This window comes from Mycetocola saprophilus (genome assembly GCF_000718085.1).
Lineage (GTDB): Bacteria > Actinomycetota > Actinomycetes > Actinomycetales > Microbacteriaceae > Mycetocola > Mycetocola saprophilus.
Genome location: NZ_JOEC01000005.1, coordinates 73,092 through 89,042 on the forward strand (window position 1 = coordinate 73,092; position 15,951 = coordinate 89,042).

Sequence of the window (15,951 nt, forward strand, 5' to 3'; positions counted from 1 at the left end):
ATGGGAGTGGCCACGCGGAAGGGGTGAATGTCGGGGTGGTGCGCGATGCACGACCTAGGGCAATCCCCGATGGGTGAGCAGGCTGGCGGTTCCGCTGGCCTGCCGACCGAGCGTGAGGTCGGCGGTGAAATCGAGCGTTGCGCGCACGGGTTGGCCGGCCGAGTCAGTGTGAATGATGAAGTCTCCCCCGGGGGCGTCGGTGGCGGTGGTGGCGCAGTTCACGGCGGTTTCGGTGACGGCGCAGATCCAGCCCGCGGGGGCCTGGACCCCACGTACCGGGGAGTCCACGCGCAGGTGCAGCTCGGAGTTCGACCAGGACTGGTCCTCGACGCCGAAGCGAACGGCGTAGCGGATCTCCGTGGCGTTTGCCGTGGCCGTGGCGGTGAACGAGGCCCGGGGCTCGGGGGCGAACCAGAGGCTCCCGGTGCCCGCGCTCAGCGCCAGGGCGCCCAGCAGGATCCCGGCCCCGCCCATCAGCATCAACCCGATGATGCTGCGGGCGGACCAGCGGACTCGCGGGAGACGCCGGGCGCTCGCCGCGGCCGAAGCCGGGATTGCGGGGGCCGCCACCGACGCGGTCGCGGTCGCGACTCCGGTCCCAAGCGCGGCTCCTGTCGAGGTCCCCGCCGAATTGTCTCCCGCACCCTCGGCCGCGACCGTACCCTCGGCCGCAACCGCCGCGGCGGGTGCCTCGAACGTGCGCAGGGACACCACCAGTAGCGGCAGCAGCCCAAACGCGCTGGTGAGCCCGGCGAACCTCCGCCAGGCCCGCGTGCAGCGCTCGCAGTCATCGAAGTGGTCCTCACCTCGGATGGCGCCACGTGCGGGCAGATCTCCGAATTTCTCGGGGATCGCCCGGATCGCCCGGCGACAGGATTCCGGTGCCCCCTCCTCCAACACCACGCGAAAAACCGCGCGACGAAGCGCAATCTTTGCGCGGCGATGGAGGGAGGAGATCGCCGGCGCCGGCCGGTGCAGCGTGCCTTCGAGTTCGCGCGGCTTGGTCCCGAATGCCGTCATCTCGATGAGAACACTGCGCTGGTCGGCGGGCAGCGAGTCGAGGGCTTCGCGCAGGACCCGAACCTCGTTGTGTACATCGACCCGGGCGGGGGCGGGCGTGCCGAGGGCCGGGAGCTCATCCCAGTCCTCGAACCCGTCCACCCTCGACCGCGGGGATTTCAGCTCATCCTTGACCCGGTTCCGCATCAGCACCGCGATATACGCGGTAGCGTTGGTGGCCGGTCCAGTACCCGTGGACCAGTGCCCCAGCACCGTCACCATGGCCTCCGAGAGCAGATCCTCGGGGTCGAGCACCCCGCCGGCAATCCTGCGAGCCAGTCCGCCCAGGAGACCCAAGTTCTCCGAAAAATAGCGGCCGGCCGCGTCCCGATCACCGGTTGCGGCGCGTTCTATAAGTGAGCGATCGCCCTCCAACTTCACCCCTCTATGCCATGTGAGATATCTAACGTACCCCGCCAACGCGCGCCGAGTTTGGGCGTGTTGACCACCGCGAGGCCCATCCAAGACCCGTGATGCCCATCCGCTCCAGGTGGAGAGTGGTGGGAGCGCCGCGTACCCCACGCTGCGCCCCCACCGAACCCGCTGATCGGATGGGAATCATCGGGCCTCGGCGATGCGGGAGGGGATTTCCGACCGCCGAACGGGCGTTTGCACGCCCGCACCAATAAAGACGAGGCACCGTTCAAAATCTGTCGCGGCCGCGCCCAGGCGGTCCGCAACGCCCAGAGAAATGCGTCTTTCACCCGGGCCGCAACACAAAACCCCGCCCGAATCCAGGATTCGGGCGGGGTGAGGTGCGAGGTGTCGGTGCCTAGGCGTTGTCGAGGGCGGCGGCCACGATCGCGCGGGCCTCTTCCTGCACCCGAGCCAGGTGCTCGGCTCCGAGGAAGGACTCGGCATAGATCTTGTAGACGTCCTCGGTGCCGCTGGGACGCGCGGCAAACCAGGCGTTCTGGGTCACAACCTTGAGGCCGCCGAGGGCCGCGTCGTTGCCGGGGGCGTGGCTGAGCGCGGCGATGATGGTCTCGCCGGCCAGCTCGGTTGCGGTGACCGCGGCCGGATCCAGCTTGCCCAGGGCGGCCTTCTGCGCCGGGGTGGCCGGGGCATCCACGCGCTCATAGGCGGGGTCGCCGAACTCCTCGGTCAGGGCGCGGTACAGCTCGGAGGGGCTCTTGCCGGTGACCGCGCGGATCTCGCTGGCGAGCAGCGCCAGCAGGATGCCGTCCTTATCGGTGGTCCACACCGAACCGTCAAAGCGCAGGAAGGAGGCGCCGGCGCTCTCCTCGCCGCCGAAGCCCACGGATCCGTCGATCAGCCCGGGCACAAACCACTTGAAGCCCACCGGGACCTCCCACAGTTCGCGGCCGATGCGGGCGGTGACCCGGTCGATCATCGAGCTCGACACCAGGGTCTTGCCCACTCTTGCATCCGCGCGCCAGTTGGTGCGGGTGCTAAAGAGGTAGTCGATCGAGACGGCCAGGAAGTGGTTGGGGTTCATCAGACCCGCATCCGGGGTCACGATGCCGTGCCGGTCCGAATCGGCGTCGTTGCCGGTGAGGATGTCGTAGTCGGCGCGGTGTTCCAGGACCGAGGCCATCGCGTTGGCGCTCGAGGGATCCATGCGGATCTTGCCGTCCCAGTCCAGGGTCATAAACGCCCAGCGCGGGTCGACCTCGGGGTTCACCACGGTCAGGTCGATCCGGTAGCGGTCGGCGATGGCCTGCCAGTAGGTCACGCTGGCACCGCCGAGCGGGTCGGCACCGATGCGGATGCCCGCATCGCGGATCGCATCAAAGTTGATGATCTCGGCCAGCGCCTCGACGTAGGCCCCGCGGAAGTCATAGCGCTCGACCAGTGCGGGCGGCTCGGCCGGGTTGATCTCGGCGACGCTCTGCACCCCCTCCAGGCCCGCGGCGATGAGCTCATTCGCGCGGTCGGCGATCCAGTTGGTGGCGTCGCTGTCGGCGGGACCACCGTGCTCGGGGTTGTACTTGAATCCGCCGTCGGCGGGCGGGTTGTGGCTCGGGGTGACGATGATGCCGTCGGCGCGCTCGGCCCCGGTACGGGTGCGGTTGTAGTCGATGATCGCCAGGCTCAGGGCGGGGGTCGGGACCGCCTCATCGTGGGTGTCGATCAGCACGCGGATGCCCGCGGCCACCAGCACCCGCAGCGCGGTGGCGAGGGCCGGGGCGCTCAGCGCGTGGGTATCGGCGCCGAGAAACAGTGGGCCGGTCAGGCCGTGCTGGGCGCGGTACTCCACGATCGCCTGGGTGATCGCCAGGATGTGGGTTTCGTTGAATCCGGTGCGCAGCGAGGAGCCACGGTGCCCGCTGGTTCCAAAGACGACGCGCTGTTCGGGGATGGAAACATCCGGGGTCAGCTCGTAGTAGGCGGCGATCAAGTCATCAACGTTGATCAGATCGGATTCGATGGCACGGGTGCCGGCGCGGTCGCTCATATTCCCATTCTGCCAGGTTCCCCATCGAATACCGCGGAAGCCCGCGCTTCCGCCGGGACGGGCACTATGCTCGTACCATGTCTGACTCGCCCGTATCCGCGCCAACCCGTACCTACAGCTACCTGGGTCCGCGGGGCACGTTTACCGAGCGGGCCCTGGCGCAGGTGCCCGAGGCACAGGGGCAGACCTGGCGTCCGGTGCAGAACCTGGGTGAGGCGCTGGACGATGTGATCACCGGGCGCAGCGATGCGGCGATGATCGCGATTGAGAACTCGATCGACGGCGGAGTCTCTGTCGCCCAGGACGCCCTGGCCACGGTGCCGGGCCTGCGCGTGATCGGCGAATACCTGGTGCCGGTGAGCTTCGACCTGGTCGCCCGCCGCGGCACCAGGCTGGAGGATATTCGGATCGTCAACGCGCATCCGGTCGCCTACGCGCAGAGCCGCGAGCTGCTGGATGCACGCCTGCCGGGGCACGGCCACATTCCCGCCGCGAGCAACGTGGCCGCCGCCGCCGATCTGCTGGACACCCCGCATGCCGACGCGGCCGTGGCCCCGCCGGGCATCACCGACCACTACGACCTCGAGGTCCTGCTGACCGATATCGGCAGCAATAAAAACGCGGTGACCCGCTTCCTCCTGGTGAGCACCACACAGGCGATTCCGCCGCGTACCGGTGCCGATAAAACCAGCCTGATCGCCGAGCTCCCGGGCAATGAGTCCGGTGCCCTGCTGACCATGCTGGAGCAGTTCTCCACTCGCGGGGTCAACATGTCGATGATCGAGTCGCGCCCGGTCGGGGACGAGATGGGCCGTTACCGCTTCATCATCGACGCCGAGGGTCACATCCTGGATGAGCGGATGGCCGAGGCCCTGCTGGGTCTGCGTCGAAGCCTCGCCCGGCTGACCTTCCTGGGGTCCTATCCGGCCGCCGATCGCTCGGCCATCACGGTGGATTCCCGCTTCTCCGATTCGGTTTTCCTGGAGGCTCGCGAGTGGCTGCGGGACATCCTGGGAGCCGATTCTCGCGGCTAGGATCCGCGCTCCGCGGGGTCCGATTCGCGTGGTTTGGGCGGCGGATGTGCAAGAAATTGCTCAAAATTGCCCACGGTCGTATTTACCGCGAGTTTCCGCGGAATTCCGTCGGATTTCAGGTGCGTGAGGGTTCCCTAGAACGGAAAAAAGGTTGTCTGGGACGAATCTCGGATTGACGGGATGCCGCCGGACACGTGAAACTAACTCTTGGCCTCATAAGGGCCGCGAACCGCAACGTTGCGTTCTCCACTAGGAGTGGTCGGCGCACGCTGTCGGCCCTGAAGACCGCAGCGTTCCCCCTGTTCCGAGAGAGTATCCTTCGTGTCTATCCCCTTTGCAACATCCGACACCGTTCGCCCTGTTTTTGAAGCCGCCGTTGCTCGCAACGCCGGAGAGCCCGAATTCCACCAGGCCCTGCACGAGGTGCTGGAATCGCTGGCACCGGTGCTCGCCGAGCACCCCGAGTATGTCGAGGCCGGCATCCTGGAGCGTCTGGTTGAGCCCGAGCGTCAGATCTTCTTCCGTGTGCCGTGGGTGGATGACTCCGGTGCCGTGCGGGTCAACCGCGGTTACCGCATCCAGTTCAACTCGGCCCTGGGCCCGTATAAGGGTGGACTGCGTTTCCACTCCTCGGTCAACGCCTCGATCATTAAGTTCCTCGGTTTCGAGCAGATCTTCAAGAACGCCCTGACCGGTCAGGGCATCGGCGGCGGTAAGGGTGGATCCGACTTCGACCCGCACGGCAAGTCCGAGGGTGAGGTGATGCGCTTCTGCCAGTCCTTCATGACCGAGCTGCACCGTCACATCGGCGAGTACACCGACGTTCCCGCCGGTGACATCGGTGTGGGTGGCCGCGAGATCGGGTACCTCTTCGGCCAGTACCGTCGCCTGACTAACCGCCACGAGTCCGGTGTGCTCACCGGCAAGGGCCTGGGCTGGGGCGGCGCGCAGGTGCGCACCGAGGCCACCGGTTACGGCGCCGTGTTCTTCACCCAGGAGATGCTCGCCACCCGTGGCGAGGAGATCGAGGGCAAGACCGCGATCGTGTCCGGTTCGGGCAACGTCGCGATCTACGCGATCCAGAAGATCTCGCAGCTGGGTGGCAAGGCCATCACCGCCTCGGACTCCTCGGGCTACGTCGTGGACGAGGCCGGCATCGACCTGGATCTGCTCAAGCAGATCAAGGAGGTTGAGCGCCTGCGCATCTCGGTCTACGCCGAGCGTCGTCCCTCGGCCCGCTTCGTTTCCGGCGGCAGCGTCTGGGATGTTCCCGGCCAGATCGCCCTGCCCTGCGCGACCCAGAACGAGCTGAGCGCCGAGGCCGCGGCCACCCTGATCAAGAACGGTGTCCAGGCGGTTGCCGAGGGTGCAAACATGCCCTGTGTCCCCGAGGCCGTCGAGGCATTCCAGGCCGCTGGCGTGCTGTTTGGACCGGGTAAGGCCGCCAACGCCGGTGGTGTGGCCACCTCCGCACTGGAGATGAGCCAGAACGCCGCCCGTCAGCACTGGAGCTTCGCCGACTCGGAGCTGCGCCTGCACTCGATCATGTCCGGGGTGCACAAGGCCGCCCATGAGGCCGCCGAGCGTTACGGCCAGCCGGGCAACTACGTGCTGGGTGCCAACGCCGCCGGTTTCGTGCGCGTGGCCGACGCGATGCTCGCCCAGGGCGTCATCTAGTCTCTGCCGTTATCACACCGCGGCCCGGAACCCCTCGTGGGTTCCGGGCCGCGGTGTTGTGTTCCCTCGGTTCGCAAACAAAACAAAACAAAATTTGTTTTTGGTTTTGTTTTGCCGGGATCTGAGTTAGCCTTGCCGCATGCCGCTCCGACAGCCCGCTCCAGATCTCCCCGCCCTGATTCAACAGGTCAGCGGTGGGTCCTCGGTCAAGCTGGTGGAGCTGATGACCACCCCCGCGCCGGATGATACGCGCTACCAACACTGGTCGGAGATCTATTATCGCCCGGTGCCGGAGGGCATGACTCATGAGGAATGGTGGGTGCGGCTCAAGCTGGCTCGTCATGGACAGCGTCGCCCGGTTCCGCTCTATCAGATCAGTGGTGCACCGTTTACGATCTCGCTGACCGATGAGGTACTGAGGCTGAGTGAAGAGGTTGCGTCTCGCAGCGGAGGTCGGCTGGGAACCGAAGCGGGCGGCGTGCCCAGCGCCCGTTCACGTGAGCGGTACATTGCGCGGTCGCTCGCGGAGGAGGCGATCACGTCCAGTCAGCTTGAGGGGGCGTCAACCAGCCGGCGAGTCGCCGTGGAGCTCTTGCGAACCGGTCGTGAGCCGCGGGACGTTTCCGAGCGGATGATCCGCAATAACTACCGTGCCATGCGGTTCGCACGCGAGCGCAAGGATTCGCCGCTGGATCAGGACATGGTCTGTGATCTGCACCGGATCCTCACCGAGGGCACCCTGGATAACCCCGCTGATGAGGGCCGGATCGAGACCCCCGAGGATCATCGAGTCCAGGTGTGGGCTCAGGACACGTCTGTCCATGTCCCCCCGCCCGCGGCCGAGCTCCCCAAACGGCTTGCTCAGCTCTGTGCCTTCGCGAATGCGGAGTCATCGAGTAGCCCGTATATTCCTCCGGTGATCCGGGCGATAATCTCCCACTTTATGTTTGGGTACGACCACTACTTTGCCGATGGCAACGGTCGAACCGCGCGCACGGTCTTCTATTGGTCGATGCTGCGCAGCGGATATTGGCTCACCGAATACATAGCCATCTCTCGAATACTGCGTCGGGCACAGGGTAAGTACGGGGAGAGCTACGAGTTCACCGAGGACGATGAGGGCGACCTGACGTACTTTGTGTTGCACCAGCTCAAAGTTGTCATTCGTGCGTTGGACGAGCTCGATCAATATCTCGATGATCGGCAGACAGAAACGGCCCAGGTGGACAGTGCGCTGAAAGCGGCGGGTGCCCACTTCAACTTCCGGCAGACTCAGATAGTTGAGTGGCTTGTTCGTGACACCATCTCAACCGTGAGCGCCAGTGAGATCGCCACCAAGTACGGTGTGACCACTCAGACGGCCCGAACGGATCTTGGAGCACTGACGGATCGAGGGATACTGATGCTTGGTGCCGGGCGGAGACCAAAACAGTGGATCCCTGCCCCCGATTTGAAGGCTCGTTTGGAGGGGCTTGGCTCGTAGGGAGCGGTGGCCCGGCTCGGTATTTGTCTAGGACGTCACCGAGCCGGACCGTGCGCGACCTAGCTACTTGCCCAGCGCCGGGTACAGCGCCGGGGTGGTGCGGTAGTGGGTCGCCTGCTCAAACGAGTAGGCGAGCCCGATCAGCGGACCCTCGGCGAAGTCGCGGCCGAGGAACTCCAGGTTGACCCCGGCCCCGACCGGTCCGCCATCGGCGGCGATGGACTGACCCATCGGCACCGTGATCGCCGGCATTCCGGTGTTCGGGCTCAGGCGCATGTTGGTGCCCAGGCTCGCATACGGGTTGCCCGAGGGGTAGACCAGGGCGTCGAGGTTCTGGTCGTTCATCATCCCGGTGACCAGGGTCTTCCCGGCGGCGAGCTGCAGCGTGTGCGAACCCTGGGGTCCCGCCCACGCCTGGTAGGTGTCCTCGGTGATCGCGCCGCGCTGCACGTAGGTGCTGCGGCGTGAGGGCACAAACTTGCCCGAGTCCACGATCTGCGCCAGCGAACGCGCGGTCACCTCGGGGGCGAGGTGCGCGGCCGCGTAGTTGTTGAGGTCGTGGTTGAGCTCGTTGGTGCTGCCGCTGCCCTCGGCAAGCACCCGGTTGAAGTCGGCGGTTGGGGCAATGTCCACCACGGTTGCGCCCTGGGCTTCGAGGGTGGCCCGAGCCTGGGCAAACAGGCGTACGGTGGTCGCGTTGGTGCCGATCATCGAGGTGACCACGCCGATCCGCTTACCCTTCAGCGCATCCCTGTTCAGCGATGCGGTGTAGGAGGTGGGCACCTTGCCGGCCTGGCTCTGGGTGACCGGGTCGGCCGGGTCGATCCCCGGGACGGTGTCCAGGGCGATGGCCGCATCGGTCACGCTGCGGGCGATCGGACCGCCGGTGTCCTGGCTGAGGGCCAGCGGGATGATGCCATCGCGGCTGGCCAGGCCCACGGTGGGACGGATGCCAACCAGCTGGTTGTAGGTCGAGGGGATGCGGATGGATCCACCGGTGTCGGTGCCGAAACCGAGTCCGGCGAGGTTTGCCGAGACCGCAGCTCCGGTACCGCCGCTGGATCCACCGGCCGACTGGGTGGTGTTGTACGGGCTGGCCACCAGGAGCGAGGATCCGGCGGGCTGACCGGCCGAGAACTCGGAGACAAACCCGAACGCGAACTCGTCCAGGCTGGCCTTGGCGAGGATGATCGCCCCGGCCTTGCGCATCCCGGTGACCATCGCCGCATCGGTGCTGGTTTGGTTGTTGTCCCAGCAGCCGCAGCCGCCGGTGGTGGGCATGTCCCTGGTGTCGTAGTTGTCCTTGACCACGATCGGTACGCCGAGCAGGGGCCCGGTCATCCCGTGTGCCTTGCGGTCGGCATCGGCGGTGGCCGCCGCGGCGAGGGCGGTCTTATTGGTGTTGATGACCGAGTTGAGCGGACGCCCACCCGCGCCCTGGTCGATCTGGGTACGGTCGTAGGCGGCGATTCGGTCGAGGTATTCCTGGGTGATCTTGACCGAGGAGGTGACCCCGGCGTTCATCGCCGCCTGCATGTCGAGCACCGAGGCCTCAACCAGGGAGAACGGACCGTCGTTGTAGACCATCCGCTGGGACAGCGCGGCCACATCGTGCACCGTAATGACGCCGTCCTGATCGGTGTCCGCCTTGGCCACCGTGGCCCAGTCGGCGTCGCCGGTGCGGGCACCCAGGTGGGTGGTGAGCAGGGTCAGATCCGCGGTGGTGACCTGGTGATCGCCGGTCAGATCAAGCTCGGTGTAGTACGGCGCGAGCAGCGGGCCCCCGGGGACCGGGGCGGGTTCGGCGCTCGCCGCCGGGGCGACGATCGCGACCGTGCCGGTGATGATCAGGGCGGTGCCGATCGCGGCGGCCGTGCGCAGGGTGCGCGGGCTGGGGGAGGTCATCGGGAAGGCCTTTCCAAAACGGGTGGGTGTGGTGCTCATCGACGGGCCGCCTTTCGGATCCGCAGCAGGACCAACCCGGCACCAAGCGCGGCCAGGGCTCCCAGGAGGGAGAGCCCGATGGTGGCGCCGGTGCCGGGCAGGCCGCCGGCGCTCCCGGCGCCGGCGGTCGGGGACACCGTGGAGGAGGGCACGGTGGAAGCGGAGGTACTCGGGGTGGGAGAGGATCCGGGCCCGGGATCGGCGGACGTGCCGGGGCTGGGGCTCGCGGTCGGTTCGGCGGCGATCACGCGGATCGTGGTCTGCGGCAGGCTGGTGCCGGCGGTGGATGCGCCTGCTCCGTCCACCAGGGTGAGCGCTGTCAGCGCGAGCGTCGTGCTGCCCGATCCGGTTGCGGTGAGGGTCAGGCTCAGGGTGATTTCACCGTTCAGGGCCGGGGATCCGCCGAGGCGGGTGTGCACGATGTCGATGCCGGTGGCCGACGGCGTTGCCGAGGTGAATCCACCCTCGGGACCGCTCACGCTGGACTCGGTGTAGCGCAGGAGGGTGGGGTCGGCCGCGAGGGTCGCCTGGAGGGCGAAGGTGTCGCTGACGCCGGTGAGGTGCAGGGTCACGGTTGCCGTGTCGCCGGCCGTGACGCTCTCCGGCGCGGTGATGGTGACCGTGGGGCTCGCGGGTGCTGCGACCGCGGGGCCGGCCAGGCCGAGTGCGCCGGCGAGGGTGAGGGCGCCGATCAGGAGTGATGCCCGAATGCGGCGAATCCGGGGCGAACCGGATGCGGTGCCGGTGGCCGCAAGGTCGGGCTGCGGCCGTGTTTTGGGTACGGGAATGGGCATGGTGCAGGGTCCTTACTGCTGTGGGTACACCGGACCTAGCGCCCGCCGCGAACCCCGGTGCCATCGGTGGTGGTGGCCGGGTGCGACGAAGGGGAATGACGATGAGACGGTGGTGTTGGGGACTCCCGTGGTGCGGGGGTGCCGCCGAAGCGGTTGTCCCCACAGTAGGGACGCCGTGTTCGGATCCGATTGCATCCGCGTTTCCACCGTGTTACATGTATGGCAGGGGATCGCCGCCCCGGCGTCCCCCGGGCGTCATCCGGGCGTCACCCCGGGCGTCACCCTCGCGTGAACCCGCGCACTCGGCTTCCTCCACAGGCTCGTATTTCCCCCGCCTTTCCACAGATCCCGCATCTCAGGTGCCCCCGAACACCGCCCATGACACGCTTCGTACATGAGCGCTCCAGACCTTACCTCGGCCATCATGGCCCAGTTTGCGGCGTCCGGTGCGGACAAGCACCTGACGCTCCTCCTCGGCGCGGGCGCATCCGTTGCCTCGGGACTACCCGACTGGAACGAACTCGCCGTGCGCCTGCTGCTGCGCAGCGGTGCGGTGCGCGACCGCCGCCTCGCCGAACTCCTCGTCCGCGAACAGGACCCCCTACTGGTGGCCGAGGCCGCCAAACAGAGCCTGGGCAGCGAGTGGGAGGCGAGCGTGCGGCAGGCGCTCTACAGCGCGCCGGAATCTCCGTCTCCCTCCACCCTGCATTTTGCGGTTGCTCAGCACATGTTGGAGGGGGCGCACTCAAATACCACGCTCATTACCCTGAACTTTGACACACTTCTCGAACAGGCTCTACGAGTAGTCTCCCTGCGTGAGAGCCGCCTCCTGGGCCCCCTTGCCGGAGAATGCTTCGAGGCCTCCGTTCACCACCTGCACGGAGTGGTCGGTTCCGTACATGTTCGAGACCTTGTTCTCACGCTTACCGACTATAACGAGATCCTCAGTGCCGGACTATCTTGGCAGCAGGCGCTACTGCGACACTCGCTGAGGCAGGGAGCCGTCCTGATCGTCGGTACGACGTATCGGGATCCGGACGTTCGGAAGTGGTTTCACCACGTGTTGCAGAATAATCGAGGCAAACACTCGGCACTTGTCCTCCTCGTCCGCCAAGCGTTTCGACTGAACCAAGAGGAGTTTGAGGGCATTCGGGAGGCCCTTACCCACCAATGGAGGTCGGTCGGTATGGACCCTGTACTTGCAGTTGATTTCTCCGATGCCGTGCAGATCGTCCAGGAACTTGCACACGTTCATCAGCCCAACTATTTATCTCCGCAGGAGCGCACGAAACTTATCTGGGATGAGCATGTTTCACACTTCGACAGGTATCAAAATATCTACTCGCAGCAACTCGATGCGGATGTGGATGACCTCGGTGGGGTACTTCACATGGATCGCCTCGGTACCAGTCTGTGGCTTGCGGATGGCAACGGTTTCGTCATTTCCTGGGCTGCCAACGACCGAACATACCGGTCGGCAAAGACGCTGCTCCGTGCACGCACCGGGCACGATAGCCCCGTATTGGTTGGCCGCGCGCTAGCCGGTGAGGAACCAGTGTGGAAAGACTACGGTGAATTCGATGAGAGCCCGTGGGGTGGGGCAGTCGCCATCCCGATCAGGACTAAAGTCCTGGGATTTCCACCGGCTACAACGGCCGTGTACCTGATCGGGTTTTCGGGATCAGTGGAACGGGTGCGGCGCGATTTCCCCCGGCTGGAACCGCGGCTTCGTGCCATCGAGAACGACTGGGCGTCTCGGCTCTCTCACGTCATACAGAATGCATCGACTTAGCCTGTGAAAAACAAAGGAGAAAATCATGACCAGTTCCAGGGCATATTTCGAGGACCTCGGCGACGGGTATTCCCGTGTGCTGGGGATGCTCATCGATCCCAAGACCGGGCGTTACATCGATGATGAGGCCGAGCTACAGAGCGCGTGGGCGGCGATGGCGGAAGCCGACGCGGAGGCTTAGGCTGCCAGCTCCGCCAGCGGCACGCGTACCAGCAGTGTGCTCGGCTCGGTGCCCACGCGGGCGCTGACGATGCGTCCCAGTTCGTCGCCATCGATCTCGAAGGACTGCGGTTCGTCCAGACGGACGTTGACCTCGGCGGTGCGCAGGTAGCTGATGGTCTTGGTGCCCTTGCGACCTCGGGTCACGGTGATGATGCGCTGACCGATGCGGCTCTTGCGCAGCGAGCCATTCTCCCAGCGCAGCTTGCGCCACACCTTGAGCCAGCCAAACAGGCCCGCGGGCTGGAGCACGGCGAGGTCCAGCTGGCCGTCATCGATCGCCGCATCCGGCATCAGTTCGAGGCCCCCGGGCAGGCTGCCACAGTTGCCAAACAGGATCGTGGAGACACTCACGCTGTGCTCGGAGCGTCCGGCCAGCTGATAGCGCAGTCGGAAGGGGTGAGCGTTGGGCAGGGCGCGCATGCCCGCGTCCACGTAGGCGAGCCAGCCCACGGCCTTCTTCAGCGCGGGATTGGTGTTGGCCATGACCGTGGCATCCAGCCCGATCCCGGCCATCACCAGAAAGGAGTGTTCCGACCCCCGGCCCTTCTCATCAACCACGTTCATGATGCCCATGTCGATGGGGCGCGAGCGGCCGGCGAAGCCGATGTGCGCGGCGGTGTCCAGATCGCTCAGCGGGAGGGAGAGGTTGCGTGCCAGCAGGTTGCCGGTGCCGCTGGGGATCAGGGCGAGCGGAACCTCGGCACCGCGCAGCGCATCGGCGACCGCCCGGACCGTCCCGTCGCCGCCGGCGGCGAAAATCAGGCTGGCCCCATCGGCGAGTGCGGTGCGGGTGATTCCCCCGCCCGGGTCGGCCTCGCTGGTCTCGTACCAGAGGGTCCGCGCCCATCCCTCATTCTCGGCGGCGGTGTTGATCGCGGCCTTGAGCTCGGACAGTTTGACCTTCACCGGGTTGTATACCACGGCTGCGCGCGGCCGGGAGTGATCGGGGCGAAGCGGATTCATGTTCCGACGATAGCGCGGTTTTGCTCGGATACGGCACGTTTGGCCGCGACACGGCCTAGACTGGGTGGGTGATTGATCCCGTACTTCTGCGTGAAAACCCCGACCGTGTCCGTGCCTCCCAGGCTGCCCGAGGGTCCTCGGTAGAGCTAGTAGACAGTGCTCTTGAGGCCGATGCGGCGCGTCGCTCGACGATCACCGCATTCGAGGAGCTCCGCGCCGAGCAGAACGCCTTCGGAAAGACCGTGGCCCGCGCGGCCAAGGAGGACAAGGCCGCCCTGGTTGCCCAGGCTCAGGAGCTTGCCGCCGCCGTGAAGAACGCGCAGCAGGTTGCCGGTCAGGCCGAGGAGACCTACCAGGCCGCGGTGCGCGCGATCGAGAACATCGTGATCGACGGTGTGCCCGAGGGCGGCGAAAAGGACTTCGTGACCCTGCGCGAGGTTGGCGAAAAGCCCACCTTCGACTTCGAACCGCGCGACCACCTGGCCCTGGGCGAGATCCTCGGCGCAATCGACATGTCCCGCGGTGCCAAGGTTAGCGGGGCTCGTTTCTACTTCCTGCGTGGCATCGGTGCGCGCCTGGAGATCGCCCTGATGAACCTGGCCCTGGACCGCGCCCTCGAGGCCGGTTTTGTGCCGCTGATCACCCCGACCCTGGTGAAGCCCGAGATCATGGCCGGCACCGGCTTCCTCGGTGCCCACGCCGACGAGATCTACCACCTGCCCGCCGACGACCTGTACCTCACCGGTACCAGCGAGGTCGCCCTGGCCGGATACCACTCGGATGAGATCCTCGACCTCGAAGCGGGCGCCATGCGCTACGCCGGCTGGTCCACCTGCTACCGCCGTGAGGCCGGTTCGCACGGGAAGGACACCCGAGGCATCATCCGTGTGCACCAGTTCAACAAGCTGGAAATGTTTGTTTACACCACCCCCGAGGAGGCCGAGGCGGAGCACCTGCGTCTGCTGGCCATGCAGGAGGGAATGCTGCAGGACCTCGGTCTCAGCTACCGTGTGATCGATACCGCGGCCGGCGACCTGGGTTCCAGCGCCGCCCGTAAGTACGACGTTGAGGCGTGGGTTCCCACCCAGGATGCCTACCGCGAGCTGACCTCCACCTCCAACTGCACCACCTATCAGGCTCGCCGCCTGGGCACCCGCTACCGCGATGGTTCGGGCAAGACTGCCCCGGTCGCAACCCTGAACGGCACCCTGGCCACCACCCGCTGGATCGTCGCCATCCTGGAGACCCACCAGCAGGCCGACGGTTCGGTTGTGGTGCCCGAGGCGCTGCGTCCCTACCTGGGTGGCCTGGAAGTGATCACCGCCTAACCGATTGCCCGGCACGGTGTGACGGTAGCAAGACAAGACGGCTGTAGTACGAGGAGTGGTGTGAGCGAACAGGTTGCCGAGATGGCCGCGGGATTCCCGGTGGAACACACCGAGCCCTGGCTGGTTGCCCTCGACATCGACGGGACCGTCGCGCACGAAAGCGGCAGGATTTCTCCCGACGTGCGTGATGCCGTGCGAGCCGCCGTTGCGCGCGGGCACGAGGTGATGCTGGCGACCGGTCGCAGCTGGGGTGCCACGCACACCATCATGTCCGAGCTGGGGATCACGCCGAAGTACGTGGTGTGCGCCAACGGTGCGATGATCATGCGCCACGATCCGTCCTCCCCGGAGGCGGATCCGCAGGGCTACGTCATCGATCACGTGGAAACCTTCCTCCCCGACGATGTGCTGAAGACGATCCGTCCGCACCTCAGCGACGGCCGCTACCTGATCGAGTATCCGGGCGGCTTCCGTCGCTACACCGAGGGCATGTACGAGTGGGACCTCAACAACGCCGAGCAGGTGGAGTTTGAGGAGCTGCTGGGCACCCCGGTCATCCGAGTGGTGGTGGTTTCTCCCGAGCATGATGAGGCCGAGTTCAGCCAGGTGGTGTCCGAGATGGGGCTGCACCAGGTGGCGTATGCGATCGGCTGGACGGCGTGGATGGACATCGCCCCGCTCGGGGTGAACAAGTCCACCGCGCTGGAAATCGTACGCGAACACCTGAACGCGCCGCCCGAGCGGATCCTGGTTGCCGGCGATGGCCGCAACGATGTGGAGATGTTTGAGTGGGCGCGCGAGCACGGTCGCGCGGTCGCTATGGGCCAGGCACCCGAGGCCGTGCTGGCGGCTGCGGGTGAGATTACCGCGGGTGTGGCCGAGGACGGTCTGGTCCGGGTTCTCGATACGCTGCCGTAGGTTTCCCCGGTCCTAGCGGGGCGCTGAGCGTCCGCTAGACTGGGAACGTTCGTGGGGAAACCCGCGAAATGGAGGGTTGTCCGAGCGGCCGATGGAGCTGGTCTTGAAAACCAGTGGGCAGAAATGTCTCGTGGGTTCGAATCCCACACTCTCCGCCAATATTTGGGCAGTTGAACTCCCGGTAAGCGTGCGCTTACCGGGAGTTTCGTCTTTGCCTTTTGCCTTCGCAATGGCCAATTTGCTAGCCGATTGTGCGCTGGTTTTCACCGCCAATCACTTTTCAACAAAGTTAAAAGTTAACGGCTCGGCTCGGTTTGT

Annotated in this window: 12 protein-coding genes and 1 tRNA gene; 8 read left to right on the forward strand and 5 right to left on the reverse strand. The window is 66.1% G+C overall.

Annotated elements, in window-relative coordinates; translation table 11 throughout:
* Positions 1-54: 54 nt before the first annotated feature.
* Both IE92_RS0115370 and pgm read right to left on the reverse strand, forming a co-directional pair.
* The gene (locus tag IE92_RS0115370) at positions 55-1,356 is read right to left on the reverse strand and encodes a sigma-70 family RNA polymerase sigma factor (RefSeq protein WP_162178520.1); all 1,302 of its coding nucleotides are present in this window, start codon (positions 1,354-1,356) and stop codon (positions 55-57) included.
* Positions 1,357-1,831: 475 nt separating this feature from the next.
* Positions 1,832-3,478 carry a phosphoglucomutase (alpha-D-glucose-1,6-bisphosphate-dependent) gene (gene pgm, locus IE92_RS0115375; RefSeq protein WP_030149391.1) on the reverse strand — a complete coding sequence of 549 codons (1,647 nt, stop codon included), beginning with the start codon at positions 3,476-3,478 and terminating at the stop codon, positions 1,832-1,834.
* Positions 3,479-3,555: 77 nt separating this feature from the next.
* Here pgm and pheA point away from each other — a divergent pair, with 77 nt between their 5' ends.
* The 3 genes from pheA (at position 3,556) to IE92_RS0115390 (ending at position 7,672) form a co-directional block, all read left to right on the forward strand.
* Positions 3,556-4,512, forward strand: a complete 957-nt coding sequence (pheA, locus tag IE92_RS0115380) for a prephenate dehydratase (RefSeq protein WP_030149392.1) — start codon at positions 3,556-3,558, stop codon at positions 4,510-4,512.
* 327 nt (positions 4,513-4,839) lie between these two features.
* Positions 4,840-6,189, forward strand: a complete 1,350-nt coding sequence (gene gdhA / locus IE92_RS0115385) for an NADP-specific glutamate dehydrogenase (RefSeq protein ID WP_030149393.1) — start codon at positions 4,840-4,842, stop codon at positions 6,187-6,189.
* A 139-nt stretch (positions 6,190-6,328) separates the two neighbouring features.
* Positions 6,329-7,672, forward strand: coding sequence for a Fic family protein (locus IE92_RS0115390; protein WP_030149394.1), 1,344 nt, complete (start codon positions 6,329-6,331; stop codon positions 7,670-7,672).
* A 63-nt stretch (positions 7,673-7,735) separates the two neighbouring features.
* On the opposite strand, the gene IE92_RS0115395 is transcribed toward IE92_RS0115390, so the two are convergent.
* Positions 7,736-9,616, reverse strand: coding sequence for an amidase family protein (locus IE92_RS0115395; RefSeq protein ID WP_245601322.1), 1,881 nt, complete (start codon positions 9,614-9,616; stop codon positions 7,736-7,738).
* A complete protein-coding gene (locus IE92_RS0115400) occupies positions 9,613-10,410 on the reverse strand; it encodes a cohesin domain-containing protein (protein ID WP_051702037.1) in 798 nt (265 codons plus the stop codon). Before IE92_RS0115400 ends, IE92_RS0115395 begins: the two co-directional genes overlap by 4 nt.
* Positions 10,411-10,804: 394 nt before the next feature.
* Here IE92_RS0115400 and IE92_RS0115405 point away from each other — a divergent pair, with 394 nt between their 5' ends.
* Both IE92_RS0115405 and IE92_RS18465 read left to right on the forward strand, forming a co-directional pair.
* Entirely contained in the window at positions 10,805-12,202 is a 1,398-nt protein-coding gene (locus tag IE92_RS0115405) for an SIR2 family protein (protein WP_051702038.1), read from the forward strand.
* Positions 12,203-12,227: 25 nt separating this feature from the next.
* A complete protein-coding gene (locus IE92_RS18465) occupies positions 12,228-12,383 on the forward strand; it encodes a hypothetical protein (protein ID WP_156027623.1) in 156 nt (51 codons plus the stop codon).
* On the opposite strand, the gene IE92_RS0115415 is transcribed toward IE92_RS18465, so the two are convergent.
* Complete coding sequence (locus IE92_RS0115415) at positions 12,380-13,387, reverse strand: diacylglycerol/lipid kinase family protein (RefSeq protein WP_030149398.1); 1,008 nt, start codon at positions 13,385-13,387, stop codon at positions 12,380-12,382. The genes IE92_RS18465 and IE92_RS0115415 overlap by 4 nt on opposite strands.
* Positions 13,388-13,455: 68 nt before the next feature.
* Between IE92_RS0115415 and serS the strand changes: the two genes are divergently transcribed.
* The 3 genes from serS (at position 13,456) to IE92_RS0115430 (ending at position 15,791) form a co-directional block, all read left to right on the forward strand.
* Positions 13,456-14,715, forward strand: coding sequence for a serine--tRNA ligase (gene serS, locus IE92_RS0115420; RefSeq protein ID WP_030149399.1), 1,260 nt, complete (start codon positions 13,456-13,458; stop codon positions 14,713-14,715).
* A gap of 60 nt (positions 14,716-14,775) precedes the next feature.
* Positions 14,776-15,633 carry an HAD family hydrolase gene (locus IE92_RS0115425; protein WP_245601323.1) on the forward strand — a complete coding sequence of 286 codons (858 nt, stop codon included), beginning with the start codon at positions 14,776-14,778 and terminating at the stop codon, positions 15,631-15,633.
* 70 nt (positions 15,634-15,703) lie between these two features.
* A tRNA-Ser gene (locus IE92_RS0115430) sits at positions 15,704-15,791 on the forward strand.
* The last annotated feature ends 160 nt before the right edge of the window (positions 15,792-15,951 follow it).